General features: G+C 35.0%; 27 protein-coding genes and 1 pseudogene. 8 read left to right on the forward strand and 20 right to left on the reverse strand.

Going from position 1 to position 26,338, the window contains the following annotated elements:
- The first annotated feature begins 62 nt into the window (after window positions 1-62).
- From BHU68_RS04350 to BHU68_RS04370, 5 genes are all read left to right on the forward strand, one after another.
- Entirely contained in the window at window positions 63-1,364 is a 1,302-nt protein-coding gene (locus BHU68_RS04350) for an AAA family ATPase (RefSeq protein ID WP_069470411.1), read from the forward strand.
- 2 nt (window positions 1,365-1,366) lie between these two features.
- Window positions 1,367-1,945 carry a hypothetical protein gene (locus BHU68_RS04355; protein WP_069470410.1) on the forward strand — a complete coding sequence of 193 codons (579 nt, stop codon included), beginning with the start codon at window positions 1,367-1,369 and terminating at the stop codon, window positions 1,943-1,945.
- Between the two features lie 150 nt (window positions 1,946-2,095).
- Window positions 2,096-3,175 (forward strand): GDP-mannose 4,6-dehydratase, encoded by a 1,080-nt coding sequence (gmd, locus tag BHU68_RS04360; protein ID WP_069470409.1) that lies wholly within the window; start codon window positions 2,096-2,098, stop codon window positions 3,173-3,175.
- A gap of 88 nt (window positions 3,176-3,263) precedes the next feature.
- Window positions 3,264-4,211, forward strand: a complete 948-nt coding sequence (fcl, locus tag BHU68_RS04365) for a GDP-L-fucose synthase (protein ID WP_069470408.1) — start codon at window positions 3,264-3,266, stop codon at window positions 4,209-4,211.
- Window positions 4,211-5,419 carry a glycosyltransferase family 4 protein gene (locus BHU68_RS04370; RefSeq protein WP_069470477.1) on the forward strand — a complete coding sequence of 403 codons (1,209 nt, stop codon included), beginning with the start codon at window positions 4,211-4,213 and terminating at the stop codon, window positions 5,417-5,419. Before fcl ends, BHU68_RS04370 begins: the two co-directional genes overlap by 1 nt.
- Here the strand turns inward: BHU68_RS04370 and BHU68_RS04375 are convergent.
- From BHU68_RS04375 to BHU68_RS04405, 7 genes are all read right to left on the reverse strand, one after another.
- Entirely contained in the window at window positions 5,376-6,383 is a 1,008-nt protein-coding gene (locus BHU68_RS04375; RefSeq protein ID WP_069470407.1) for an undecaprenyl/decaprenyl-phosphate alpha-N-acetylglucosaminyl 1-phosphate transferase, read from the reverse strand. The two genes, BHU68_RS04370 and BHU68_RS04375, sit on opposite strands and share 44 nt — an antisense overlap.
- Window positions 6,376-7,779 (reverse strand): O-antigen ligase family protein, encoded by a 1,404-nt coding sequence (locus BHU68_RS04380; protein WP_069470406.1) that lies wholly within the window; start codon window positions 7,777-7,779, stop codon window positions 6,376-6,378. The genes BHU68_RS04375 and BHU68_RS04380 overlap by 8 nt, the downstream gene beginning before the upstream one ends.
- Before the next feature lie 131 nt (window positions 7,780-7,910).
- Window positions 7,911-9,161: a formylglycine-generating enzyme family protein gene (locus BHU68_RS04385; RefSeq protein ID WP_069470405.1), complete on the reverse strand. Its 1,251-nt coding sequence runs from the start codon at window positions 9,159-9,161 to the stop codon at window positions 7,911-7,913.
- The gene (locus BHU68_RS04390) at window positions 9,154-9,873 is read right to left on the reverse strand and encodes an S-methyl-5'-thioinosine phosphorylase (RefSeq protein WP_069470404.1); all 720 of its coding nucleotides are present in this window, start codon (window positions 9,871-9,873) and stop codon (window positions 9,154-9,156) included. Before BHU68_RS04390 ends, BHU68_RS04385 begins: the two co-directional genes overlap by 8 nt.
- Complete coding sequence (locus BHU68_RS04395) at window positions 9,870-10,409, reverse strand: hypoxanthine-guanine phosphoribosyltransferase (RefSeq protein ID WP_069470403.1); 540 nt, start codon at window positions 10,407-10,409, stop codon at window positions 9,870-9,872. Before BHU68_RS04395 ends, BHU68_RS04390 begins: the two co-directional genes overlap by 4 nt.
- Entirely contained in the window at window positions 10,399-11,580 is a 1,182-nt protein-coding gene (locus BHU68_RS04400; protein ID WP_069470402.1) for a glycosyltransferase family 4 protein, read from the reverse strand. The genes BHU68_RS04395 and BHU68_RS04400 overlap by 11 nt, the downstream gene beginning before the upstream one ends.
- Window positions 11,581-11,582: 2 nt before the next feature.
- Complete coding sequence (locus BHU68_RS04405; protein ID WP_069470401.1) at window positions 11,583-12,548, reverse strand: polysaccharide deacetylase family protein; 966 nt, start codon at window positions 12,546-12,548, stop codon at window positions 11,583-11,585.
- A gap of 138 nt (window positions 12,549-12,686) precedes the next feature.
- Here BHU68_RS04405 and BHU68_RS04410 point away from each other — a divergent pair, with 138 nt between their 5' ends.
- Complete coding sequence (locus tag BHU68_RS04410; RefSeq protein ID WP_069470400.1) at window positions 12,687-12,941, forward strand: hypothetical protein; 255 nt, start codon at window positions 12,687-12,689, stop codon at window positions 12,939-12,941.
- A 148-nt stretch (window positions 12,942-13,089) separates the two neighbouring features.
- Here the strand turns inward: BHU68_RS04410 and BHU68_RS16695 are convergent.
- The 13 genes and pseudogenes from BHU68_RS16695 to aroA all read right to left on the reverse strand — a co-directional run.
- Window positions 13,090-13,164: pseudogene (locus BHU68_RS16695) on the reverse strand (iron-sulfur cluster insertion protein ErpA); the annotation flags it as partial.
- Between the two features lie 41 nt (window positions 13,165-13,205).
- Window positions 13,206-13,616 carry a type II toxin-antitoxin system VapC family toxin gene (locus BHU68_RS04415; RefSeq protein WP_069470399.1) on the reverse strand — a complete coding sequence of 137 codons (411 nt, stop codon included), beginning with the start codon at window positions 13,614-13,616 and terminating at the stop codon, window positions 13,206-13,208.
- Window positions 13,613-13,855 carry a CopG family transcriptional regulator gene (locus tag BHU68_RS04420; RefSeq protein WP_069470398.1) on the reverse strand — a complete coding sequence of 81 codons (243 nt, stop codon included), beginning with the start codon at window positions 13,853-13,855 and terminating at the stop codon, window positions 13,613-13,615. The genes BHU68_RS04415 and BHU68_RS04420 overlap by 4 nt, the downstream gene beginning before the upstream one ends.
- Window positions 13,856-13,934: 79 nt before the next feature.
- On the reverse strand, window positions 13,935-14,288 hold the full coding sequence (gene erpA, locus BHU68_RS04425; protein WP_069470397.1) for an iron-sulfur cluster insertion protein ErpA: 354 nt from the start codon (window positions 14,286-14,288) through the stop codon (window positions 13,935-13,937).
- A gap of 12 nt (window positions 14,289-14,300) precedes the next feature.
- Window positions 14,301-14,657, reverse strand: coding sequence for a MerR family transcriptional regulator (locus BHU68_RS04430; RefSeq protein ID WP_069470396.1), 357 nt, complete (start codon window positions 14,655-14,657; stop codon window positions 14,301-14,303).
- Window positions 14,635-14,937 carry an integration host factor subunit alpha gene (locus BHU68_RS04435; protein WP_069470395.1) on the reverse strand — a complete coding sequence of 101 codons (303 nt, stop codon included), beginning with the start codon at window positions 14,935-14,937 and terminating at the stop codon, window positions 14,635-14,637. The genes BHU68_RS04430 and BHU68_RS04435 overlap by 23 nt, the downstream gene beginning before the upstream one ends.
- Before the next feature lie 4 nt (window positions 14,938-14,941).
- Window positions 14,942-17,296: a phenylalanine--tRNA ligase subunit beta gene (pheT, locus tag BHU68_RS04440; RefSeq protein WP_069470394.1), complete on the reverse strand. Its 2,355-nt coding sequence runs from the start codon at window positions 17,294-17,296 to the stop codon at window positions 14,942-14,944.
- Window positions 17,286-17,969, reverse strand: coding sequence for an orotidine-5'-phosphate decarboxylase (gene pyrF / locus BHU68_RS04445; RefSeq protein ID WP_253180925.1), 684 nt, complete (start codon window positions 17,967-17,969; stop codon window positions 17,286-17,288). The genes pheT and pyrF overlap by 11 nt, the downstream gene beginning before the upstream one ends.
- A gap of 1 nt (window position 17,970) precedes the next feature.
- On the reverse strand, window positions 17,971-19,101 hold the full coding sequence (lapB, locus tag BHU68_RS04450) for a lipopolysaccharide assembly protein LapB (RefSeq protein ID WP_069470392.1): 1,131 nt from the start codon (window positions 19,099-19,101) through the stop codon (window positions 17,971-17,973).
- 25 nt (window positions 19,102-19,126) lie between these two features.
- Window positions 19,127-19,417 carry an integration host factor subunit beta gene (locus BHU68_RS04455; protein WP_069470391.1) on the reverse strand — a complete coding sequence of 97 codons (291 nt, stop codon included), beginning with the start codon at window positions 19,415-19,417 and terminating at the stop codon, window positions 19,127-19,129.
- A gap of 36 nt (window positions 19,418-19,453) precedes the next feature.
- Window positions 19,454-21,130, reverse strand: a complete 1,677-nt coding sequence (gene rpsA / locus BHU68_RS04460; protein ID WP_069470390.1) for a 30S ribosomal protein S1 — start codon at window positions 21,128-21,130, stop codon at window positions 19,454-19,456.
- A 50-nt stretch (window positions 21,131-21,180) separates the two neighbouring features.
- Complete coding sequence (gene cmk / locus BHU68_RS04465; protein ID WP_069470389.1) at window positions 21,181-21,792, reverse strand: (d)CMP kinase; 612 nt, start codon at window positions 21,790-21,792, stop codon at window positions 21,181-21,183.
- Window positions 21,793-21,899: 107 nt separating this feature from the next.
- Window positions 21,900-23,198 (reverse strand): 3-phosphoshikimate 1-carboxyvinyltransferase, encoded by a 1,299-nt coding sequence (gene aroA / locus BHU68_RS04470; RefSeq protein WP_069470388.1) that lies wholly within the window; start codon window positions 23,196-23,198, stop codon window positions 21,900-21,902.
- A gap of 162 nt (window positions 23,199-23,360) precedes the next feature.
- On the opposite strand from aroA, the gene adk reads away from it, so the two are divergent.
- Complete coding sequence (gene adk, locus BHU68_RS04475) at window positions 23,361-24,008, forward strand: adenylate kinase (protein ID WP_069470387.1); 648 nt, start codon at window positions 23,361-23,363, stop codon at window positions 24,006-24,008.
- Between the two features lie 59 nt (window positions 24,009-24,067).
- Window positions 24,068-26,278: a patatin-like phospholipase family protein gene (locus tag BHU68_RS04480; RefSeq protein WP_069470386.1), complete on the forward strand. Its 2,211-nt coding sequence runs from the start codon at window positions 24,068-24,070 to the stop codon at window positions 26,276-26,278.
- Window positions 26,279-26,338: the final 60 nt, after the last annotated feature.

A 26,338-nucleotide genomic window follows, 5' to 3' on the forward strand; every position in this document is an offset into this window, starting at 1 on the left:
AAATTTAGAAATAAACATTAAGATTAGCTTTAGTTAATAAATAATAAGGAGTAAACCAAACAATGCAACTAAAAAGATTTGCAGTCAAAGGATTTAAAAACTTTCAAACAGAAATTGTCCTTGAAAACTTAAATGCAATTGCGGTGATTCATGGAGAAAATAATGTTGGAAAATCGAATCTGCTTGAAGCAATGCAATTATTTTTTCAACTGTTACTGGTTCAAGATGGTTTGGCAAAAAAAATGCGTTTCTCTGAACTTGAAGAACAGGGATTTTATCCCAGTAATATATTCAACCTAGAAAAACCAGTACCAATTGAAATCAACGTCACGTTCACGCTTCAACCTGAAGAACTCGAACTAGCCGATATTCAACCGCTACTTCCTAGCTCGAAAGTACAAATAGCGATCCAATTAAAACACCTTAACTCAGATAATTTGGACTATAAAATCACCAAATATCAGTTTGCCAATGGAACTGATGTAAGTCATCATGAAGTTAGTGCTGAACAGAAAACTTATGCAGCACGCTTAGCCCTCTTTCTTGCCCAACATTTTATACTAAAAACTAAAGAAACCAGTAATCGGTTTGCCTTAATTAGACTTGATCGCCGGATTTCTCCAGATGAAATCGAAGCCGAGCGTAGTGTTGTTCCACAGGCTTTAAGCTTACAATTGTATGATGCCAAAGAATCTCCGGAACCTTCCCATTACAAAAGATGGGAATTGTTTGTTAAAATCATGAAAAAATTCAATGATGTTTTGAATTTAGGCGAATTTGTGGTACTTTTTAATCGCCATACCGGTCGTGCCAACTTAGCCTTTCAATCGCCATCAACACGAATTCCTATTGATTTATTGGGTTCTGGTATTCAACAAATAATTGCCTTGATTGCGCGACTGTTGATGAGCAATGCGAATTTTGTAGCTATTGAAGAACCAGAATTAAATTTACGTTACACACTACAATTACGTTTACGAGAAATTTTTAAAGACATTATTGAAGCACCGGTAGGTCCACAACAACTATTTTTAACCAGTCATTCACCAGCCTTTGAATTTGGTAAACATTTTTACGCCATGCGTCAAATCAATGGCATACCTACAGTGGAATTGAAATCAATTAAACAAGCCATCTTGTTTACTCATCATCATGCTGATTCACCCTACTTAGTAGGCAAAGAACATGCGCCATTGTGTTACGTGTCAACAGATGGATTAGTCAGACTACCAGAACGAATTCGTCAACGGCTTGAACTTGAACAAGGGGGTGGTATCGTTCTGTTAGAACGAAAAGACACTGGACATGTAGAATTATTAACCGACAAGCAATTTGATAATTTGTTTGCAGAACCAGTGGATTAAAAATGAACCAAAATGAAGTTTATAACTTACTTAATACATATGATTTAACAGTGGTATTTGATACCAATGCATTATTTAGCAACCAACGTTTTATAAAATTGTGTAATAATATCAACCGTATTAAAGATTATGATAATAAATATCAATTCAATTTGGTTATTCCAGCACCGGCACATGCAGAAAAACTGCATGATTTGAAACAACAATACCAAGAACATTATAATTCCAACGAAATCATGAAAGGGCTGACAGATAAAGGCATCACTATTGCCTCATTTGAACCCCATCATGCTGATGTTGTCGCCAATTTGGTGGGAAAACAATTTGCAACTACACAAGCGTGGCGCAGATTTAAACGAAATCGTTGTATTGCCTGTCTGGGATTGAATACCAATACTCAAGGAAGCGGAAAAACATGCGGCGCGACAATAGATTGGTTAATTGCTGCATACGCTGAGGCAGAAGGCTGTGTGCTTGTCACTGGTGATACTAGAGAAGAATTTAAGAATATAAGGAAAACAACTTTAGAAGATTTAGAAGCCGCTGTTGATCAATTCATTAACTACCTTAATCTGAAATAATTAGCTAAGTACAGGATATTTTTTATTTGTCATCCCGACGATAGGAGGGATCTTAAGTGCCTGATAATTCAAGATCCCTCCTATCGTCGGGATGACAAGTTGGCCATTTATGGAACAACTATTGTAATCAGAAACTGTGGAATAATAAAAATGAAAAAAGCCCTAATAACCGGAATAACCGGACAAGACGGCGCATACTTAGCCGAATTTTTACTCAACAAAGACTACGAAGTTCACGGCATTAAACGCCGTTCGTCTTTATTTAATACCGATAGAATTGATCATCTTTATCAGGATCCGCATGAAGATAATCAGCGGTTTTTTTTGCATTATGGTGATTTGACTGATTCTTCCAGTTTAATTAGAATTATTCAACAAATACAGCCAGATGAAATTTATAATTTAGCGGCACAATCGCATGTTCAAGTTTCTTTTGAAGAGCCTGAATATACTGCTAATTCTGACGCGCTGGGTGCCTTGCGGATTTTAGAAGCTATTCGGATTTTAGGTTTAGAGAAAAAAACTCGCTTTTATCAGGCTTCTACTTCTGAACTTTATGGATTAGTTCAACAAACGCCACAAACAGAAACCACGCCATTTTATCCCCGTTCTCCATATGCAGTAGCAAAATTATATGCCTATTGGATTACTGTAAATTATCGAGAAGCTTATGGTTTGTATGCTTGTAATGGCATACTTTTTAACCATGAATCTAAGCTAAGAGGAGAAACCTTTGTCACCCGAAAAATTACTCGTGCCTTGACACGAATCAGTTTAGGTTTGCAAAATTGTGTTTATTTGGGTAATCTTGAGGCGAAACGAGATTGGGGACATGCCAAAGATTATGTTGAAATGCAATGGCTGATGTTGCAGCAACAACAAGCTGAAGATTTTGTCATTGCAACAGGAGTACAATATTCAGTACGGGATTTTGTACAACAAGCGGCACAAGTTTTAGGTATGACTATAGAATGGCAAGGGCAAAGTGAAGAAGAAATTGGCATCTGCAATGATAAAGTGATTGTCAGAATTAATCCGCGCTATTACCGCCCAACTGAAGTGGAAACTTTATTAGGTGATGCAAGTAAAGCCAAGGACAAATTGGGCTGGCAACCTCGTATTTCTTTTGAAGAATTAGTGAAAGAAATGGTGTTGAATGATTTAGAAGCGGCTAAACGGGATAGTTTGGTTAAGGAACATGGGTTTGGAGTGTTTGAATATAATGAATAACTTGTTACAAGGCGAAAGACCTGACAGGTTTTTAAAACCTGTCAGGTCTAAAACTTCGTACATTCCGACAAATCTTAGGATTAAGTAAATGATACCAAAAAATTCAACAATATACATAGCAGGACACAGAGGCATGGTCGGTTCAGCCTTACTAAGAAAACTCGACGCTCAAGCTTATCAAAATATCATTACCCAAACTCATTCTCAATTAGACTTAACTCGTCAAGCGGATGTGGATAATTTTTTTCAGTCAAACCAGATTGATTATATGATCATAGCTGCGGCTAAAGTCGGTGGCATTCATGCCAATAATACTTATCCAGCCGAATTCATTTATCATAATTTGATGATTGAGGCTAATTTAATAAACGCAGCATATCAAAATGGAGTAGAAGGTTTACTATTTTTGGGTAGTTCTTGCATTTATCCCAAATTTGCCACTCAACCAATGGCGGAATCTGAATTACTTACGGGCAGTTTGGAACCCACTAATGAACCATACGCGATTGCCAAAATTGCCGGAATAAAACTGTGCGAATCCTATAACCGCCAATATGGTACCAACTATCGTAGTGTTATGCCCACTAATTTGTATGGTCCAAATGACAATTTTAATTTGGAAAATAGCCATGTAATTCCAGCCTTAATTAGAAAATTTCACGAAGCCAAATTAAATAAGGCACCATCAGTGTCAATTTGGGGTTCTGGTAATGTGCGACGCGAATTTTTATATGTGGACGATATGGCTGAGGCTTGTTTCTATGTGATGCAATTAGATGATGCCATTTATTCTGATCTGATGCTCTCACACTTAAATATTGGTACTGGAGTTGATATTAGTATTTGTGAATTAGCAGAATTGATCAAAACTGTGGTAGAATTTGATGGCGAGATTGTCTTTGATGTCAGTAAACCCGAGGGTCCACCTAGAAAATTATTAGATACCAAACGTTTGACATCGCTTGGTTGGCAGCCTAAATTTAGTTTTAAAAATGGACTTGCTGCTACTTATCAATGGTATTTAGAAAACTATTAATGAAAATTATATTTATAAACCGTTACTTTTATCCAGATCAGTCGGCAACTAGTCAGTTATTGACTGATCTTGCGTTTGACCTATCTCAAGATAAAAATATTCATATCATCACCAGTAGCCAACGCTATGATGATCCCAAACAAAAGCTCCCGCCGTTTGAAATCAAAAATTCCATTCAAATTCATCGTCTTTGGACTACCCGTTTTGGGCGGCAACGTTTGTTGGGACGTGCTGTTGATTATTTGAGTTTTTATTTCTCAGCGGCGTGGCGATTGTGGCGTTTAACTTCAAAAGCTGATGTGGTCATAGCTAAAACTGATCCACCATTTATTTCAGTTGTAGCGGCTGTGATAGTTAAATTGCGTGGTGCCACCTTAATTAATTGGTTACAAGATGTCTATCCTGAAATAGCCACATCTTTAGGTGTTGTTGGTATGCGACGAGGTCCACTACTGAGTATCCTACAATGGTTACGAAATCGTTCTCTACGCAGCGCGTTGACAAATGTGGTATTAGGTCACTTGATGGCAAAACGGCTAGAGCAGCTTGGAATAGCATCAAGTAAAATCAGGATAATACCTAATTGGGTAGATGGTGATCATATTCAACCAATAGCAAAAGCTAATAATCCATTAACTGAGAAATGGGGACTTTCAAAGCAATTTGTAGTGGGTTATTCCGGAAATATGGGACGTGCTCATGAATTTGCGACTATATTAGAAGCGGCAGAAAAGCTGATTGAAGATAAACAGATTATCTTTTTATTTATTGGAGACGGACCAATGCGAACATGGATAAAGCATGAAGTCCAGAAACGCAGCTTAACCAATGTCATGTTCCGCCCCTATCAACCAAGGGAAGAATTAAGCAATAGTTTAACAGTACCTGATGTTCACCTAATTTCTTTACGTTCTGATTTAGAAGGTTTAATTGTACCCAGTAAATTTTATGGTATTGCTGCCGCTGGGCGAGCTACTCTTTATATTGGAGATAAAGCAGGCGAAATTCCACGTATTTTAGATAGCAATAATTGTGGTCTAACAATATCTGAACAAGATAGCGATGATCTTGCTAATCATATTAAACGATTAGCAAACAATCCACAAAGTTGTCAAGAAATGGGTAACAATGCCCGTGATATTTTTGAGAAGTTATATAATAAACCTATTGCATTCGGCTTATGGCGACAAGTTTTAGATATAAGATAAAATATAATCCAAATAAAGCCATAAATGTCCAAAACATAACTTTATCAGAAACACCTAAATAAAATCCTAAAAGCCCAGAAACTGCTATTAAAATAGCAGTTCCGAATAGAACTAAAAGAGTTTTATGAACTGTAAAACCAAGCTCTAAGAGGATATAATGGATATGTTTCCTATCCCTAGCACATGGAGAAGATCCTTTTAAGGTACGGAATATCATAATGGTAGTTATCTCAAATAAAGGTAAAGCAAAAATCCACAGTGTTGTCACAGGAGACATAGCGGGTTGTTCACCTTGAGATAGACTTATCAAAAACCACACAATCATAAATCCCAAAAACATGCTACCAGCATCGCCCATAAATATTAATGCTCCTGATTTCTTTCTATAGGGTGCATTAAATATCAAAAATGCCAGCAGGCAGCTAATTAATAACAATACAAGATTCAATTCTTGGTATAAATTTGCTTGCCAAGAGATAAAAGCTAAGGCAGAAATAGTAATCAGCGTTAATCCACCTGCTAAACCATCTATACCATCGGTCATATTGACAGCATTAATTGCACCAAGGATTGCTAAAATAGTTAAAGGTTCTGCAAACCAGCCTAATAAACCAATAGTTCCTAGATCGTGAATTACTATGTCACCACTTATAGTGATCAAGACTGCTACCATAATTTGAGTTATAAATCGTATTGATACTGATAATTCATGAAAATCATCCAAAATCCCAACTATCACTAAAATGGTAGCTCCAGCAATTAGAAACCGTAATCCTGACAGTGGCATATCTAAAGTCAACAGTGCTAAGATAAAACCACAAAACATAGCAATACCACCAATAAGGGGTATAGATTTCTGATAAGTATTATCAATAAGCTTAATACGCCTTGCCAAGGGTCTGAATTTATATAAAATAAACACTACAATGCTAAAAGCAATGATAAAACTAGTTAAATTAGCCATGATTGTGGGATCCTAGAAAATTGGCTATCCATGCCATTGCTAAAATTATAATAAAAGTCGCTGCATTCGCAGGAATTTGTAGATTAAAATCTACAGTACTATGAATAAGTATAGCCGTTATCCCCATCACGGCACTAAAGGCTATGCCCCTGCATAAGGGATCGCGCCGTCGATATAGTGCTAATAGGGCCATAATGAAGGATAAAATCACACTGACCCCTATTAATAACATTCCTATAATTCCAGTTTCTGCGCCAAATTCCAAATAATCATTATGAGCATGGTCAAAAAAACCAGTGACATCATGTTGTTGATAACTAGGAAAAGTCTGAGCAAAAGTACCTAAACCAGAGCCTGTCCATAAGTAATCTTGCCAGTAAGGAATAGTATATATATCAACTTCATCACGCTGTTCACTGGCAAAACTGGTTTGTTCCAAGCGATCAGCTACTTTATCTATACCAAACCAAGCTCCGACAATTAACATATCAATCACAATCAAACTAACTAATAGTATGATGGTTGCTCGGGTAGCATGTCGGGATAGCACTAAACCGATAACACCAGCAATTAGCATACTAGCAAAAAAAGCGGTATTACCCATACGAGAACGTGTCAACACTAAAGCGATGACCATCATGGCAAGGTATAATCTCAAGCGCATTTTGTCACTCAGTAACCAATTAAAAAAAGCTAGTAAACGTTGCCGCCAAGTGGCACTAGTAGAATCCTTCAATTGAGCAATCAACAAACCAATTCCCACTGCCAAACACATTTCTAAGTAGCCAGCCAGATGATTGCGGTTAATGAAAGTACCAGTTGTTAGCCCTAAATTATGGATCTTTTGAATCAAAAAACCGTATTCAAGACCAGATAATGTCATTAAGCTGCCGTAAACCGCTTGAAATAGACCACTCAAGACTAAGGCGTAGGCTAACCAGCGTAGTCGTTTGCGTCGGTTGACAACTAATAGAATCAATACAAATAGCAATACATAACTAATACTTTTGAGTAAAGCAACAGTTGTTATATGAGGGATTACAGAGAGAGTTGCAGTAACTGGAGGCAATCCAGTTACCAAAGTATGTATTTCAGCGGCTTTTGGAGATAACAATTCAACAATTGAGAAAGGTAATGGTATGCACTGAAATGCAATGTATATAAGCCATAAAATAAATATTGCGATTATCAGTTTAGCTTTATGAAAAACCTGTGTAGGATTAACCAAACCTCGCCGATACTTCCATAACCAAGCGATAAATAAGCTAAATATCCATACTTCCATGATAGCCCATGCCCAAGGGCGATTGCTGCCCAAAGGTAAAGGTAACCAGAATATTAAAATTAGTAAGCTGATAAAAATACCATGATCAGCGGCATTAGATTTTTTGGTCATATAGATTGATAAATTAAAGTAATATTATTTATATATGACTTTAAGAGCATAAATCAATCCTTTCTTAATTTACTGATAATTGCTTGTTAAAATACTAATCAATAGCAATAATTACACCAAATTCCTATTGATTAGTTAATCATCACCACTCTAAATCCTCCCATTCTTACTGGCACAAATGCTGTACCTTTGTAGCGATATGCTGAGCGTAAGCTGTGATGTTCTCCTCCCCATGAGCCTCCACGTAATACTTTATATTCATTAGATTCTTCGTATCCTGAAGCTGTCCATTCCCAGACGTTACCGTGCATATCATATAAACCAAAGGCATTGGGGTAGTAATTACCTACTGAAATAGTTCCTTTTGAATTGCTATCATAGTTGGCTAATTGTGGTGTAATAGTCTCACCATAATGAAATGCGCTGGTGGTGCCAGCGCGACAAGCATATTCCCATTCTGCTTCTGTTGGTAATCTATAAAAATTTCCAGTTTTTTCAGATAGGCGTTCGCAAAATTTCATTGCGTCATACCAAGAAATTTTCTCTACTGGTAAATTTTTACCCCTAAAGCAGGATGGATTATTATTCATGATAATTTGCCATTGTGCTTGTGTAATGGCAAATTTACTCATAAAAAAACTATTTACTTGAACTTTCTGTTGTATTTCATCATGGTTTCTACCAATTTCTATTTCTGGTGAACCCATAGTAAATAATCCACCGGGAATATAAATCATTTCTAAACTAATTGTATTATCTAAGCTTTCTAATTTACAATAACTTTGTTGACGCTGACGTTTAATAATATTGCCCGCCGCATTAACAGTTACAAAGTCAAAATCAAATTGTTCTCCATAATCTAAAAAGCTGTTAATTTCAATGGGATTAGTTTTTGATAATAAATTATTATTTGGTTGCCATTGTGAATATGATTGGCATCCTAATTCAGATAAATAATCTGGTGATTGCCAACCAATATAATTTATACCATTATCATGAAATAAAATTGGAATCCAATCTTTTGCTATTGGAATTGTTATATGTTTTAAGGGTGAAATGTCTTTTAAAAAGTGATGTGCTTGTCTTGAGGTGATTTGCTGAGGTGCTGAAACCAACGCGGAAGATAATATTGGTTGGTTTAATTTAGTTTGAATTATTTCGAGTTGTTGACGAATATCACGTAGATTATTAATATATTGTTTATATTTAGTAGCTACTCCATCTAAATTGACAGCATATAAGATTGTATCAGATAATCGTTCTAAGTGAATATCATGATTTGGTTGTTTTTTGGTAAATTCTTGTAAATACTGTTTACGTTTATCTCCAAAAATTAAACTACTTATATGCTTGTCATATATATTAAGAGCTATTTCAATCATTCATTTTAATAAAATTACTCAATAATGTTTGAACTTTAGCAATACCATTAATTAAATTGGTTTCAATTTCTGCCATAGTAATTTCTGCTTTACCACGTCCAGCGGCTTCATTTGCTATCACTGCACAACAAGCATAACATAATTCTAATTCACGAGCTAAAGCTGCTTCTGGCATTCCTGTCATGCCTACAATATCAGCTCCATCTGTTTCCAGACGATCAATTTCTGCCGCTGTTTCTAATCGAGGTCCTTGTGTTACCGCATGTACAGCTTTTGAATGAGCTTCCGTTGCTACTAATAATTTCTGACGCAGAGTTTCACAATATGGTTCGGTAAAGTCAATATGAGTTACAATTTCTTCATCAAAAAATGTATGTTCTCGTGAATATGTATAATCAATTATTTGATGTGGAATTACTATTTCAGTATTTTTAAATGCAGGATTAATACTACCTACCGCTGCTACTGCAATAATATTTTTAATCCCAATTTGTTTTAATGCCCATATATTAGCGCGGTAATTTATTTTATGCGGGGCAATAGTATGCTTAGCTCCATGACGAGCTAAAAATACTATTTCTTGATTATTATATATTCCATAAACTACAGGGCTAGAACCATAAGGTGTTTCTACAACTTGCCGCTTAATAATTTCTAAGCCTTGTAATTCGGTTAAACCAGAACCACCAATTATTGCTAATTTATTATTCATAATCCATGTACTGCGTAAATTCCGGGCACATAACGTAATTGCCCTTGATAATCCATACCATAACCAAAAACATAGCGATTTGGTACAGTTAATCCTGTAAAATCAGCTTTTTGTAATCCAGAACGTTGCTCTAATTGTTTTTCTACTAATACTGCTGTAAATACTTCTTTAGCACCTGCTTCAAGGCAATATTTAACAATTGCTTGTAAAGTCAAGCCTTCATCTAAAATATCATCAATTACTAAGACTGTGCGATTTTCTAAACTGATACTAGGATATTTAACCCATTCTAAATCACCGCCTGTAGTTGCCTTTTTGTAGCGAGTAGCATGAATATAGTCCATTTCTAAGGGAAAATTCATACGTGGCAATAATTGCCCGGCTGGAATTAAACCGCCATTCATGACAGTTAAACATATGGGCAATTTATCTTGTAATTGTTGATTAATTTCCGCTGCCATCTCATCCATTGTATCAGAGATTTCATGTTCAGTATATAATTGTTCAGCTTTAGCTAAAACTGTTTCAAGGTTCATAGTTTAATTTCAATAACAAAGGTTCAACAGCGCGTTTAATATCAAATTCTGTTTCTACTCTTCGTTGCCCTTCTGTGGCTAAGTTGTTACGTAATTCTTTATCATTGCTTAGTTGTAATATACGTTCACTTAGTTGTTCCCAATTAGAAGGGCTAAATAATAAGCCTGATTTTCCATCTGTTACCAATTCTGGAATTCCAGCAACACAAGGTGCTATCACAGGTACTTTTATGGCTAAGGCTTCCATTAATACCACCGGTAATCCTTCCATAAAACTGGATATTACAAATATATCTGTTGATGTTAATTGTTTAAATACTTCTGTTTCTGAAGCCCGCCCAAGTAATTGGCAGTTTTTAGGCAGTTTTTGCTCTATAATAGGGCGATCTGAACCTTCTCCAATTATTCTTAATTCTAAATTCGGGTTTTGTTTTAGGGCTTTGTCAAAAGCTTCAATTAATCCAAGAATACCTTTTTCTGGAGATAAACGCGCTATACATAAAATACGTATAGTATCATGATTATCTTCAATTCGCTGAGGCATATTTTCTAAATCTACTCCACAACGAGAAATAAATAGTTTTGACCAATGATTTGGATTGACTAGACGCATTACTTGAGCACGACCAAAATAAGATACACAAGGCACAAAATCAGCCGCTGCTAATTTATCATTTAACAATGAACCAGCGGCACCATCAAATTCACTGGTTCCATGAACAGTAAAACTCCATTTAATATCTAAATAGCGGCTTGCTAGCAAACCTACAATTGCACCTGCTTGAGCAAAATGATTATGTAAATGTGTAATTTTACGCTGCTTTAATTCTGCCGCTAAATAAATTGCTTCAACAAAATAAAACAGAGGATGTAAACTAATGCCCGGTGTACTATGCTTAAATGCTAATTTAAGAGTTTTAAAATATCGAATCGGATGTAGTATTAATGATACAAAATGTGCCCATATCAATAATAGCGGCGATGCTGGTAACAAATACCAAGTATTTTTATGTTCACGATGATCACTATCAGATATTACTTCTGCTTTTAAAGGTGATCTAATACTAAAGGTTTGAATGTCAAGCCCACGATTACGTAGTTCTTCAACTTCACGACGAATAAAGGTATGTGAAGGAGCGGGATATTGACTAACAAGATAAGCAATACGCATTATTACATCCTCTTAGGAAAATATGGGCTTAATCGCCATGCCAAACGTGATTCAGATAAGTCTCCTAGTCTGGAGCGGCTAGTTTTACCTTGAATATCAAACCGCTTCAAGGTAAAAGGAGAATTACTATTGTTATTTTGCCCCCATTTTGTGGTAACTGCTTTAGTATAACCAGCTTCCTCAACCAGATTAATTATGCGCTGATCAGCATCGCCATTGGGATAACAAAAAGATGTAATTGGAGTATTAAGATTTTCTTGAAGTATTTTACGTGATAAAACTATTTCATCTTGTAATGATGTGTCATTACATAAAGGTAAAATAGGATGTGTCATAGAATGACAACCAATTTCATGACCATATTCTGCCAATTCAGCTAACTGTTGCCAATTCATCATACCATCCCAATCTGGGCGGGCTAAACCACCTACTTCTTGTTCAAATTTCTGAACTAAATTTAAACGTTCACCAACACTAAGAGTTTTAGCTTGTTCAACTATATTGACAGGAGATTTACCAGCCTTAACAGCAGCATAAGCTAAACGGTCATACCATAAAGTCTCATTATATTCAACACCATTTGTCACCGCAAAAAAAGTGGCAGGAATTTTAGCGGCTTTTAATATAGGTTGAGCATAAACAAAATTGTCTAATTGCCCATCATCAAAAGTAATACTAAGTAAAGGGCGTTCTGTAACTTCACCAGCTTGCCAGCGGGCAAAATTTTCAGACAAGGTTCCACAAATAAAATGTTTTTTAAAAAGTTTTACAAACCATTCAAACTCGCTGGGTGTCACTGCAATGCCATTAATAGGATATGATTTCAACAGTTCTGCTGGCAATACACGATGAAAGGTGACAATAGAAAACGGATGATCTTTGATTCTCTTTGAAGGCTGTGTAATACCAGTAGCATAGAGCAAATCACCTGCGAGATCACGTACAAAAGAACGAATATTCGGCGACATATATTTAATTGTTTAATAGTGAAATAACATACCTATTAGCAATAAATAGACCATAGCATGAAACCTTGAACTCCAAAGTTTTAAGTGAGATAATAATATCTTTATTTGACTAAGCATGAAAGTTATAAGGTGAAGATTATGAAATGGGTTGATATTAAGCAACGTTATCCTGATCAGTTTATTTTATTAGGTAATTTAGTAGAAGAACATATATCTTTGCACAGATATAAAATCTTAGGCGGAGAAGTTCTGAAAGTTAGTAATGATGCTAAAGAAATAAGAACAGAATATCAAAAATATAACAGTCAAGGAAAAGATGTACTTTACTCACTTCCCAGCACCACAGAAGAATTCATTGTGGAAAATATTCCATTTAAAGGTATATTTAAATGAAATTGAATTTGGAGCAATCAAAGAAAGTTTAGGAATTAATGGTTTCATTGGAAATGATATTTTGAGCCAGTTCATTATAACGATTGATTTCAATCAACAAATGATTAATCTTAAATCTAGCTAAAAACCTGTCAGGTTTAATTGATTTTTAAGCGGAAAATGAGGAACCACAACCACATGTAGTTGCGTTAGGGTTACGAATTACAAATTGTGAGCCTTCTAAGCAATTATTATTTCATTTAGCTAAACTAATTTTGATATTTCTTATAAATATATAATTTCAAATGTATTTTTATCTTTTATTCTATAAATTGAAAAATCAATGTCTATTGTTACAATCGTATTTATGTTAAGTTTTTCAGCTAAAAATACTAGACATGAATCTGCAAAATCCATAGGTAAATCACGATATTTTTCTGTCAAACCTTTAATTCTATTAAAGTCAGATATTTCAATATTCTGTATTTCCAAGGCTCCATTATTTATCCATTCTAAAAAATCAATTTGAGCATTACGATTGAAATCTAATAGATGCAAGGTTTCTGTTATTGAAGCTATTGTAGTTATTAAAGGTAATTTATTATTTTGAATGAATTTAATAGCACTTTCATGATATTTATCTGACTTATCAAAAAGAGCAATCAAAGGACCTGAATCAATCAGAATTTTCTTCATTTTCTTTTTTCTCTTAGCTTTAATTTCAATAATTCTTTTCGATCTTTAGATAAATTACCTTTTCCACTTGAATATTTACCAAAATAATGTTTACCAAGTTCCCAAGGAGTTGGTTTTGATACTTTACTAATATATTCTGATATACTTTGATGAATTAATTCAGATGTTGTAATACCAAGAATATTAGCGGTATGTTGTACATTATGTTCTAAATTTGGCTCTAATCTTAAAGTAATCAATTTAGTTAGACTCCTATGAATTTATTTAACTAGCTAAAAACCTGACAGGTTTTAAAAACTTGTCAGGTTTAATTGATTTTTAAGCGGAAAATGAGGAACCACAACCACATGTAGTAGTTGCGTTAGGATTACGAATCACAAATTGTGAGCCTTCTAAGCCTTCACTATAATCAATTTCTGCACCTACCATATATTGATAACTCATAGGATCAATCAATAGTTTTACATCTTGATTTTCAACAATAGTATCACCTTCTTCAATACTTTCAGCAAAGGTAAAGCCATATTGAAAACCTGAACAGCCACCACCTTGCACAAAAACGCGCAACATTAAATCATCATTCTGTTCTTCTTTGATTAATTCTTTTACTTTTACGGCTGCATTATCAGTAAATACTAAAGGGCTTGGTATTGCTTCTTCAACTGTACTCATATTTTGCTCCTGTTAATTTAAAATCTTCAATAATGTTTCAAGCTCTAAACGTAATTCAGAGATTAATTCATTATTTAATTGTTTGTGATTTAGTGAATTTGTTTCAAGTAATTTTTGTTTAGCACCACCAATGGTAAAACCATGATCGTATAATAAACTACGAATTCGACGTACTAAAACCACATCTTGCCGCTGATAATAACGTCTATTACCCCGGCGTTTTATAGGTTTTAATTGGGTAAATTCTTGTTCCCAATAACGTAAAACATGTGGTTTAATTGAACATAAATCACCCATTTCGCTAATTGTAAAATAACGCTTTCCCGGAATAGAAGGAAGTTCATTATTACTTTTTGCTATTTCCAGCATAAGATTCTACCCTAGCTCTAAGCTTTTGCCCGGGCTTAAAGGTGACAACACGTCTAGCAGAAATTGGTATTTCTTCTCCTGTTTTAGGATTTCTTCCCGGGCGCTCTTCTTTATCACGTAAATCAAAGTTACCAAATCCAGAAAGTTTAACTTGTTGCCCTTTTTCTAAGGATGAGCGGATTTCTTCAAAAAATAAATCTACTATATCCTTGGCTTCTCTTTTATTTAAGCCTACTTCGTCAAAAAGTTTTTCTGCTATTACAGCTTTAGTCAATGCCATTATTTTAATTCCTTAATTTTGCACCTAATTTAGTTTCCAAAGTATTTAGCAACTGTTCAACGACAGTTTCTACATCTTGGTCAATAAGATTGCGTGAAAATGCTTGAAAAATCAAGCCTATTGCTAAACTTTTTTTATTTGAATCTATTTTTTCGCCCTGATATACATCAAATAACTGCCATTCAATCAAGATTTCAGGTGCTGTTTCCTTAATACAATCCATTACTTGAATGGCTGTTACATCTTGTGGTAATATCAACGCAATATCCCTTCTTACATTAGGATATTTAGATAGTTCTTGAAATTTATGTGGTTTATTTTCTAATAATGGAGCCAGTTTTAATTCAAATAAAAATACTGGTGTTATTAAATCTAATTGTTTTATTAAACTAGGATGTGCTGCGCCTAATATTCCTATATATTCATCACCACGATAAATAGCCGCTGTTTTGCCGGGATGTAAGGCAGGATGTGTATCTGCTCTAAAATCAATATCATTAACATTTAATAATGCTTCTATATCTGATTTTACATCATAAAAATCAACTGGTTGTGAAACAGCAGCCCATTGTTCAGCGAATCGTGTTCCCGTTACCACACCGGCAATCATCAATTCTTGTAATAAACCTTCAGTTTGTGACTGTATAAAGCGTCTGCCAGTTTCAAATAAGCGCACTCGTGATTGTTGACGCTTTTGGTTATATTGTACCGCTGGCAATAAGCTTGACCATAAACTAGTACGCATTGCTGCCATATCGCTAGCAATTGGATTAGCTAAAGTTATGGCTTTTAATTCTGGATTCAATTGTGCTTGTAATTTTGAATCAACAAAACTATAAGTAATCGCTTCTTGATAATCGCGCTGTACTAATATTTCTTTTAATTGATTTACAGTTATAGTTTTTGAACTGTGCATTATTAAGCGCGATTTTGGTGCTTGGCTTGGTAAATTATTATAGCCATATAAACGCGCTAATTCTTCAATTAAATCAGCCTCAATGCTGACATCAAAGCGAAAACTTGGAGCTTGTATTTGCCAACTAGAGTCACCGCTTTCTACTTTCATACCTAAACGAGTGAAAATATCGGTAATATCGTTAGCCTTAAATGACTTACCAAGTATCCGTTTAATATTATGTGCGCGTAATTCAATATTGGAAGCTACTGGTAAACTATCAGCTACTTTTTCAATAACTACTCCAGCTTCTCCACCAACAATTTCTAGTAATAATTCTGTAGCCCGTTCAATCGCATTAACTTGTAAATCTGAATCAACACCACGCTCAAAACGATGAGAGGAATCGGTATGTAATCCGTAACGTCTCGCACAACCAGCGGCATATTCAGGAGCAAAAAACGCGCTTTCTAAAAAAATATCAGTAGTAGAATCAGTAACTGCGGATGCTTGCCCACCCATAACTCCAGCAATAGCTAAAGCTTGCTTCTCATCTGCTATTACTAAAGTTTGTTCATCTAATTTTACAGTTTGTTCATCTAATAAAGTTAAAGATTCCCCAGCCCTAGCCATTCTGACTTCAATGCCACCTGATAAATTATTAAAATCAAAGGCGTGCATAGGCTGCCCTAATTCTAATAATACATAATTAGTTACATCTACCACTGCGCTAATGCTACGTAAGCCGCTACGACGTAAACGTTCTTGCATCCATAAAGGAGTTGTGGCTTTCGCATCAATATTTTTAATGATACGTCCAACATAACGAGGGCAAGCCTTATCAGCTTGAATATCCACTGAAAAACTATCAGTTATGCTAGCACTAATATTTGAAATCTTAGGATAATTTACAGCAGTGCGTGTTAAAACACCAACTTCTCGTGCAATTCCAGCAACACTTAAACAATCACCACGATTAGGAGTTAAATCAACATCAAAACTGACATCATCTAATTTCAAATATTCACGTAAATCTTCACCAAGCGGCGCATCATTCGCTAAAGGCATTAAACCTTCAGAACTATCAGCTAAGCCTAATTCTTCAGCCGAACATAACATGCCATAAGATAAAACCCCACGTAATTTAGACTTTTTGATTTTTATCTTACCAATACGCGCACCAATTACAGCAGTAGGTGCCCGCATTCCGACATGCACATTAGCGGCACCACAAACTATAGTTAAAGGCTCAGCACCTGTATTAACCTGACAAACTTGTAGTTTTTTAGCATCAGGATGAGCAGCAATAGAAATAACTTCTCCAATCACTACTTTATTAAATACAGCGGCTACAGGTTCAACAGCATCAACTTCCAAACCCGCCATAGTTAATTGTGCTACTAATTCTTCTCGTGAAATTGAGGGGTTGACTAATTCACGTAGCCAATTTTCACTAAATTTCATTAATAATATCCATTAATGCTTGTAAGGGATCCGGCGCAGCCGTAATTGGACGACCAATTACTAAATAATCAGCTCCTAAATTTACAGCTTCCGCTGGTGTCATAATCCGTTTTTGATCATCTAAACCACTATGAACTGGACGAATTCCGGGTGTAACTAATTTAAAATCATTAGCAATTGCTTTACGTATAGTAGAAATTTCATGAGGAGAACAAACAACACCATCTAAACCACAAGCATCAGTTAAACGAGCTAAACGCAATACATTTTCTTCCACACTACCATGTAAACCAATTGCATATAAATCATGTTTTTCTAAACTAGTTAGAATTGTTACAGCAATTAATAAAGGGCGTTGTGAATGTTTTTCCAAGGCTTCACGAGCTGCTAATAACATACTACGACTGCCTAAAGCATGAACATTTACCATCCACACACCTAAATCAGCGGCTGCTAAACAAGCGCGTGCCACCGTATTAGGTATATCATGATATTTTAAGTCTAAAAAAACATCAAAACCTAAATTTATTAATTGCTCAATTAAAAGTGGACCACTTCGAGTAAATAATTCTTTGCCAACTTTAACTCGGCAAAGTGTAGGATCTAATTGTTTTGCTAATGCTAATGCTGATTTTGCATCTGCAAAATCTAAAGCAATAATTAAAGGAGACATATTAATCGCCATCAATGCCTTGTATAGATTTCATAGTATTCCATTTCTTACAACTTGGGCAATGCCAATATAATTTACGAGCAGTAAATCCACAATTATTACATTTATAAAATGCTTTATTGTTTAATAATTGCGTAATAGTATTATGTAATAATGTGTTATCCGCTTTAGATAAAGCTAAAAAACTATTAATACTACATAATGAAGGACGTTCAAGCATTTGTTTTGAAACAAAATCTATAGCTTGTTGTCTGCCTAACTGTTGTTGAATAATTTTTACGAAGCTTAAAATTGGTGTAATCTCATCATAACGATTCAAAATTGCTTGCAAATAGACTTGAAATTGATCAATTTGTCCAATTGCATGATAACAATCATGTAAATCATCTATGATTTCAATAATATATTTATGATCTTGCTTTTCTACCCGCTTAAATGCAACAATTGCTTGCCTATAATCATTATTTTCTAATGCTAAGCTAGCCTCTATAATACTTGCACGTACACAAAAAGGATCTGTATCTAGTGCTTTCTGTATAAGTTGTTGCACTCTATTAGTATTTCCTTGCTCTCGATAGTTTTCTGCTTGTTCACAATAATATTGCGCAATTGGCATCTTCTTACCTGAGAGTTTTGCTAATTTTTGCGCAACCTTAATTGCTTTTTCCCACTCTTGCTCTTGTTCATAAATTTTTAATAATTGAGATAATGCAGGAATTTGATAATTTTCAACAATCAACAGATTTTTAAATACATCTTCTGCTCTGTCAAACAAACCTGCATTTTGATAATCATGAGCAAGTTCAAATAGTGCTAGATTACGTTTTTGCGGATCAAGGGTGGGTATTTTAATAATATTTTGATGAATATGAATTGCTTGATTCACTTCACCACGTCGGCGAAATAAAACACCTAAAGCCAAATGAGTTTCAAAAGTTTCATTATTAACATCAATTAACTTTATGAAAATATCAATTGCTTTATCAGGTTCTTCACGTAACCAATAATTTAAACCTTTTAAATAATCAGGTGATAAATGAGAACTTATTGGTTTTCGCCGTTTTTGATGCTGTGCTACTAACCATCCAGAGGCAGCAGCTACAGGCAACAACAGCCATAACAAAAAACTCATGGCTAATCATAAGCTGACGCTAAGACTAAAAACCGCCACTGGTATTAATACGATCTCGCATTTCTTTACCCGGTTTAAAATGAGGTACATATTTTTCAGATAATTTAACAGCAGCACCAGTTTTAGGATTACGTCCCTTTCTAGGTGGGCGATGATGAAGTGAAAAACTACCAAAACCACGTATTTCAATCCTTTCACCTTGCTCTAAAGCTTGTGCCATATTTTCTAAAATAGTTTTAATGGCAAGATCAATATCTTTTTGAGATAAATGGGTTTGTTTTAATGAAATTGCTTCAATTAGTTCTGATTTTGTCATTGCTATATGGGCAATCGTTAAAGATTGCCTCTTGCGTTATTGTTTATCTGCTTGTTCTTTAATTAAATCACCTAAAGTAGCAGCAGTATTGTTCTCTTGTTGTGAATTGCTATAATTTTCAAGAACAGCGGATTCTTCATCTGATACTAATGCTTTAATAGATAAGCTAATGCTACGTTTCTTACGATCAACATTAATGATCTTAGCTTGAATTTCTTGATTCTCTTTTAAGACATGGTTAATATCTTCTACACGCTCACGAGCTAGTTCTTGAATTCGTAACACGCCATCAACTTCAGTATCTAGTTGAACGATAGCTCTATTATTTGCTATTTCAGTTACAACTCCTTTAACTACACTACCTTTAGGATATTGACTTATATAATGAGAAAATGATTCTTTTTCTAGTTGCTTTATTCCTAAAGAAATTCTTTCGCGTTCAGCATCTACAGCTAATACAACTGCTTCAACTTCATCACCTTTCTTAAATTGGCGTACAGCTTCATCACCCGGGATATTCCAAGAAATATCTGACATATGTACTAAACCGTCAATACCGCCATCTAAACCAATGAATATACCAAAATCAGTGATAGACTTAATACGACCAACCACTTTATCATTTTTATTATGGGTTGCAGCAAATTCTTCCCATGGATTAGGATGACAATGTCTGATACTTAAAGATATACGACGAAGTTCTTCATCAATCTCTAATACCATTACTTCTGTTTCATCGCCAATCTGAACTACTTTCGATGGATGTACATTTTTATTAGTCCAATCCATTTCGGTAACGTGTACTAAGCCTTCTACACCTTCTTCAATTTCTACAAAGCAACCATAATCTGCTAAATTCGTTACCTTACCAAATAAGCGTGAATTAACTGGATAACGACGTGCAATATCAACCCAAGGATCTTCACTTAATTGTTTCAATCCTAGAGATACTCGAACACGTTCACGATCAAATTTTAGCACTTTAACATCAACATCATCACCAACACTAACAACATCACTAGGATGTTTAACGCGCCGCCAAGCCATATCTGTTATATGTAAAAGTCCATCCACACCGCCTAAATCCACAAAAGCACCGTAATCGGTTAAATTTTTCACTACACCACGCAATTTCATTCCTTCTTGCATGGATTCTAATAAGGCTTCACGTTCTTGGGAATTTTCTGTTTCAACCACTGCGCGACGTGATACAACTACATTATTACGTCGTTGATCTAATTTAATAACTTTAAATTCTATCGGGTTTTCTTCTAAATAAGTAGTATCACGCACTGGGCGTACATCTACTAATGAGCCGGGTAAAAAGGCACGAATGTTATTGACATTAACAGTAAATCCACCTTTAACCTTTTCACTAATTAAACCTGTAATAGTTTCATTAGTTTCATGGGCTTTTTGCAACACAGCCCAAGCAGCAGCTCGTTTAGCTTTTTCACGCGATAATTTGGTTTCTCCAAAACCATCTTCTACAGCGTCTAAAGATACATCTACTTGATCACCAATTGCAACTTCCAATTGTCCAGCGTCATCATAAAATTGACTTATAGGGATAACGCCTTCAGATTTTAGCCCTGTATCTATAATAACTAAATCTTGACGTATTTCTACAACTGTACCCGGTATAATACTACCGGTTTTCATGGATTTTTGTGATTGACTCTCGTTAAATAACTCGGCAAAGCTTTCGTTCATTCTAAATGTAAATCATTGACTTGTTGTGTGACAATAACAAGTCGATATTGTTAAAGGTTAATGATTTGTGCTACCACTTGATCTATTGATAAATTTGTTGTATCAATTATAAAAGCATCATCGGCAGCACGGCATGGTGCAATAGATCTAGTACGATCACGTTTATCACGTTCAGTAATGTCTATCACTATGTCGGATAGCTTAGCATTTATCCCTTTTTCTTTCAACTGTTTATAACGTCTTTGTGCTCTTTCTTCAGCCGTCGCAGTTAAAAATATTTTTATTTTGGCATCAGGAAATACTATAGTTCCCATATCACGCCCATCTGCAACTAAGCCGGGAGCAACACGGCAAGCGCGTTGTCGAGCTAATAATGCTTCGCGTACTTTTGCTAAAGCAGCAACTTTTGAGGCTGCTGCTGCACACTCTTCAGTGCGTAATTCTTCTAATGCTTTGAAATTTAAGTCTAAATTAATAGCTGAAATAGCTAATTCAATCTCATCATCTAGTGCTATTTTATTTTTTATGGCAGTTAAGGCGAGTATTCTATATATTGCTCCACTATCTAATATATGCCAATTAAAATGTTTTGCTACTCTTGAACTTACAGTGCCTTTACCAACTCCACTAGCTCCATCTATGGTTATAACAGGTATTATCATGTCTTATCATGTATTTTATGTAGTCACAAAATGGTGGGTTTAGCTTCGCTGACTTCGTATCGCTTCGCTCTACCCACCCTACTCATGATATGATTATATCAGGAATATTATTGCTCACTTAGATTTATCCCTGCTTGTTGTGATAGTTTAACAAAATTTGGGAATGATGTTGCAACATTAGCGCAATCTGTTACTGTAATCGTCTCATTGGCACGTAAAGCGGCTATTGTAAATGCCATTGCAATACGATGATCGCCATGACTATTTATTATACCACCTTGTATTTTACCACCTTGGATTATCATTCCATCAGCTGTAGCTTCTGCCTTAATACCAATAATATTTAAGCCATCTGCCATGACTTGAATTCGATCACTTTCTTTAACTCGTAATTCTGCTGCTCCTGTTAATACTGTTTTTCCTTCAGCACAGGCAGCAGCTATAAATATCGCAGGAAATTCATCTATTGCTAATGGTACTTGTTGTGGTGGAATATGGATTCCATGCAATTGACTGGAACGTATATGAATATCTGCTACTAATTCGCCGCTAACTTCATGTTGATTAGTCAAACTAATATCAGCTCCCATTTGTTGCAAAATATTAATAATTCCAATTCTAGTTGCATTAATACCCACATGGGTTAAAGACAATTCAGAATCTTTAGCAATACAAGCTGCAACTATAAAAAAAGCCGCTGAAGAAATATCAGCCGGTACATCAATTGAATGTGCTTGTAATTTACCACCACCTTGTAAACAAATAGTATTTGCATCTCTTGTCACTGAATAACCAAAACCTGCTAACATACGTTCTGTATGATCACGAGTCGGTGCTGGTTCAGTTACACAAGTTTTACCATTTGCATATAAACCCGCAAGTAATATAGCAGATTTAACTTGGGCACTGGCAATTGGTAAATTATAATTAATTGCTTGTAAAGAATTGCCATTAATTTTAAGTGGCGGGGTGCCATCTGCATTAGTTGAGATATTTGCACCCATTAAAGATAATGGTTTGGTAACGCGACGCATAGGGCGACGCGATAATGAGGCATCACCAGTCATTTCTACGGAAAAATTTTGACCTACCATTAATCCTGATAATAGGCGCATCGAAGTTCCAGAATTACCAAGATATAGAGGAGAATTAGGTGCTTTTAAACCATGTAAACCTACACCTTGAATGCTGATTTGCCCATTATTTCGACTGATATTTACTCCCATTGTTTGAAAAGCGGCTAATGTTGCTAGAGTATCTTCGCCTTCTAAAAAACCACTAATTTCTGTCGTTCCTTCAGCTAAAGCACCTAACATTATAGAACGATGAGAAATAGATTTATCGCCGGGAACACGCAAACTACCACGCAAACATCCACCCGGATTTATTATAAATTTTGTTGACATAGGGATTAATTAATATGTCTGATTCAGACAAATGAGTTATATACTATAATGTAATTTTGGAGACCAAATTCAATGAATTATAATACGACAATTAAAAAATTACCTGATTATATTAACTATTTGCGGTAAAATATACATTTTTTAACATGTAGGACTATATAAATGCGTTTAATTCTTTTAGGTGGCCCCGGCGCTGGTAAAGGTACTCAAGCTAATTACATTAAAGAAAAATATAATATTCCACAAATTTCTACTGGTGATATGTTACGTGCTGCTGTTAAAGCTGGTACTGAATTAGGCTTAGCAGCTAAAAAAATCATGGATGAAGGTGGTTTGGTTTCTGATGAAATCATCATTGGTTTAGTTAAGGACCGTATCAAAGAAGCTGATTGTGAAAATGGTTTCTTATTTGATGGTTTTCCACGTACTATTCCACAAGCTGACGCTATGAAAGATGCTGGTGTGCCAATAGATTACGTGGTTGAAATTGCGGTTGATGATGCTGAAATTGTTAAGCGTATGGCTGGAAGACGTGTACATTTAGCCTCTGGGCGTACTTATCACGTTCAATATAATCCACCTAAAGTTGAAGGTAAAGATGATGCCACAGGTGAAGATTTAATTCAACGTGATGATGATCAAGAAGAAACTGTTAAACAACGTTTGAAAGTTTATCATGAAATGACTGAACCTTTAGTTGCATATTATTTAAAAGCTGCTGAAGCTGATAATGCGGCTAAATATATACGTATTGAAGGTATTGGTAAAGTTGAAGAAATTCGTGATTCTATATTTAAAGCTCTTGCTTAATCAATAAACTAAACCTGACAGGTTTTTAAAACCTGTCAGGTTTGTCTGCAAAGTTCGCTATGTTAAAACCACATTTTTTTTTCATATTCTTTCTTATATCAACTCAACTTCAAGCCTCTGAAAGACCAAAAATAGGTATTGCCTTTTCAGGCGGTGGCGCACGAGGTATTGCTCATATTGGGGTTTTGCAAGCCTTAGAAGAATTAAAAATTCCAATAGATTATATCGCTGGCACTAGCATGGGTAGCATTGTAGGTGGATTATATGCTAGTGGTTTATCAAGCCAAGAATTGGCTAAGGCTGTCAAACAAATCGACTGGGAAAGTATTTTTAATTTAAAAAGTGATCGAAATCAACTGTCTTATCGTGAAAAGCAAAATCAGCGTCGCTTTTTTCAACTAGAATTTGGTTTAGATAAAAATTATAGTTTAACATCTTCGGCTGGATTAGTAGGTGGGCAAAATTTATTATTAGCCCTGAAACGTCTAACCAGAGGAATTCGGCTTAAAAACTTTTCTCAATTACCAATTCCATTTCAAGCTGTTGCCACTGATATAAATACGGCTAAACCCTTTATCTTAGAAAAAGGTGATTTAGCTTTAACTCTTCGCGCTTCTATGGCAGTTCCATTTGCGTTTTCACCAGTAGAAATTGATGGTCATTTATTGGTTGATGGTGGCATTCTCAATAATTTACCCGTTGATGTAGTTAGAGCAATGGGAGCTGATATTGTAATAGCTGTTAATATTTCCATGCCACTAAAGGAAATTAAAGCCAACAGTTCCTTTTTGACTATCGCTTCACAATCTCTTGATGCTGCCCTAATTCAAAATACTAGACGCGCTTTAGAACATGCAGACATTATCATCACACCTGAATTGAAAGGCTATAGTTTTACCGATTTTGCCAAAGGGGTTGAGATGATCAGTAAAGGTTATGAAGCAATTATAAAAAAATCGGCAGTTTTCAAAGGTTTTGCTTTAAATACAAATAATTATAATAAGCATCGCGCTGATATCACAGCAAAAAAACCTCCTTTACCTAAAAAAATTACACCATCGTTTTTGAAATTCACTGGTAATAATCGCACTAGCAATAAGTTATTACAGAATAAATTAGAAGGATTAATCGGCAAACAACTAGATATAGAACAACTGGAAAAAGAAACTAATAGTTTAATGTCATTAAATGATTTTGAACAAATTACTTATGATATTATTCAAAATAAACAAGGAGATAGTGGCTTATTATTTGATATACGTGAAAAAAGCTGGGGTCCTAATTATTTTCGTTTTGGCTTGAATACTACTACCAGTTTTAGTGATAAAGCTGAATTTATAAGTTTATTACGTCATGAACAATTAAATATTAATCGTTTTGGTGCTGAATGGATAACAGAATTAGGCATGGGAGCCGGTTATGGTTTTTTTACGGAATTTTATCAACCTTTAGATTATAAACGACGTTTTTTTATCGCGCCTTATGCAAAGTTTAGTAGAAGTTTTACTGATATTTTTCAAAACAAACAAGGTATTGCTGAATATGATTTAAAACGTTTTCTACTAGGTGTAGATATAGGTATGAACTTTGGTAACTACGCTGAATTACGTGTAGGAATGCAACATAAGCGGTTACAAGCTAACTTAAGAATTGGTGATCCAAGCATATTACCTATAGGTACTACAGAAGAACACTTACTAACTCTAAGTTTTGGCTACGATACTCTTGATGATCGGGTATTTCCGAGAAAAGGTAGAAGAATTAAATTTAACAGCGAAATTTATAATCAATCATTTGGTTCAGAATCAGATTATCAAAAAATAACCTTAGATATGCGCGAAATGTTTCCTATAAATCGCCGCTTAACTTTAATAACAAATGCCAGTTTGTTTACTTTTCTACATTCAACTCCTCCAATATATGAAAGTTTTTCAATAGGCGGCTTAAATTACCTAGCTGGTTATCCTGAAGGTGACATAGGTGGCAAACATGCTTTAATATTTCAATTTGGCGGCTTATACAATCCTACTAACTTACAAACAACACACAAACAACGAGAAGTGTTAAGTGCATTAGGAATCAGACTAGTAGGATTATTACATGCTGGTAATGCTTGGGATAGCTACCAAGATATAAATATGACAGATTTACTATATGGAGGATTAGCAGGCTTTGTATGGGAGACACCATTTGGATCACTATTCTTAGGAACAGGATATACCAAACAAGGTAGTCTTAATTATTACTTGTCATTGGGTAATTTGTTTTAAAACCACATGTGACTTTGTATGATGTTAAATCATATTTGTAGGGTCATGAAAGTTAAAAAG

This window comes from Candidatus Marithrix sp. Canyon 246 (assembly GCF_001723685.1).
Lineage (GTDB): Bacteria > Pseudomonadota > Gammaproteobacteria > Beggiatoales > Beggiatoaceae > Marithrix.

Coding starts and splice junctions, on each gene's coding strand:
- BHU68_RS04370 (WP_069470477.1), top strand. CDS start 4,211: ATGAAAATTATATTTATAAACCGTTACTTTTATCCAGATCAGTCGGCA.
- gmd (WP_069470409.1), top strand. CDS start 2,096: ATGAAAAAAGCCCTAATAACCGGAATAACCGGACAAGACGGCGCATAC.
- BHU68_RS04430 (WP_069470396.1), bottom strand. CDS start 14,657: ATGCTGGAAATAGCAAAAAGTAATAATGAACTTCCTTCTATTCCGGGA.
- lapB (WP_069470392.1), bottom strand. CDS start 19,101: ATGAGTTTTTTGTTATGGCTGTTGTTGCCTGTAGCTGCTGCCTCTGGA.
- BHU68_RS04405 (WP_069470401.1), bottom strand. CDS start 12,548: ATGTCGCCGAATATTCGTTCTTTTGTACGTGATCTCGCAGGTGATTTG.
- BHU68_RS04435 (WP_069470395.1), bottom strand. CDS start 14,937: ATGGCATTGACTAAAGCTGTAATAGCAGAAAAACTTTTTGACGAAGTA.
- adk (WP_069470387.1), top strand. CDS start 23,361: ATGCGTTTAATTCTTTTAGGTGGCCCCGGCGCTGGTAAAGGTACTCAA.
- erpA (WP_069470397.1), bottom strand. CDS start 14,288: ATGAGTACAGTTGAAGAAGCAATACCAAGCCCTTTAGTATTTACTGAT.
- BHU68_RS04455 (WP_069470391.1), bottom strand. CDS start 19,417: ATGACAAAATCAGAACTAATTGAAGCAATTTCATTAAAACAAACCCAT.
- BHU68_RS04385 (WP_069470405.1), bottom strand. CDS start 9,161: ATGATTGAAATAGCTCTTAATATATATGACAAGCATATAAGTAGTTTA.
- BHU68_RS04390 (WP_069470404.1), bottom strand. CDS start 9,873: ATGAATAATAAATTAGCAATAATTGGTGGTTCTGGTTTAACCGAATTA.
- BHU68_RS04355 (WP_069470410.1), top strand. CDS start 1,367: ATGAACCAAAATGAAGTTTATAACTTACTTAATACATATGATTTAACA.
- BHU68_RS04350 (WP_069470411.1), top strand. CDS start 63: ATGCAACTAAAAAGATTTGCAGTCAAAGGATTTAAAAACTTTCAAACA.
- rpsA (WP_069470390.1), bottom strand. CDS start 21,130: ATGAACGAAAGCTTTGCCGAGTTATTTAACGAGAGTCAATCACAAAAA.
- aroA (WP_069470388.1), bottom strand. CDS start 23,198: ATGTCAACAAAATTTATAATAAATCCGGGTGGATGTTTGCGTGGTAGT.
- pheT (WP_069470394.1), bottom strand. CDS start 17,296: ATGAAATTTAGTGAAAATTGGCTACGTGAATTAGTCAACCCCTCAATT.
- BHU68_RS04400 (WP_069470402.1), bottom strand. CDS start 11,580: ATGCGTATTGCTTATCTTGTTAGTCAATATCCCGCTCCTTCACATACC.
- BHU68_RS04415 (WP_069470399.1), bottom strand. CDS start 13,616: ATGAAGAAAATTCTGATTGATTCAGGTCCTTTGATTGCTCTTTTTGAT.
- BHU68_RS04380 (WP_069470406.1), bottom strand. CDS start 7,779: ATGACCAAAAAATCTAATGCCGCTGATCATGGTATTTTTATCAGCTTA.
- cmk (WP_069470389.1), bottom strand. CDS start 21,792: ATGATAATACCTGTTATAACCATAGATGGAGCTAGTGGAGTTGGTAAA.
- BHU68_RS04395 (WP_069470403.1), bottom strand. CDS start 10,409: ATGAACCTTGAAACAGTTTTAGCTAAAGCTGAACAATTATATACTGAA.
- BHU68_RS04410 (WP_069470400.1), top strand. CDS start 12,687: ATGAAATGGGTTGATATTAAGCAACGTTATCCTGATCAGTTTATTTTA.
- pyrF (WP_253180925.1), bottom strand. CDS start 17,969: ATGTCTCCTTTAATTATTGCTTTAGATTTTGCAGATGCAAAATCAGCA.
- fcl (WP_069470408.1), top strand. CDS start 3,264: ATGATACCAAAAAATTCAACAATATACATAGCAGGACACAGAGGCATG.
- BHU68_RS04480 (WP_069470386.1), top strand. CDS start 24,068: ATGTTAAAACCACATTTTTTTTTCATATTCTTTCTTATATCAACTCAA.
- BHU68_RS04375 (WP_069470407.1), bottom strand. CDS start 6,383: ATGGCTAATTTAACTAGTTTTATCATTGCTTTTAGCATTGTAGTGTTT.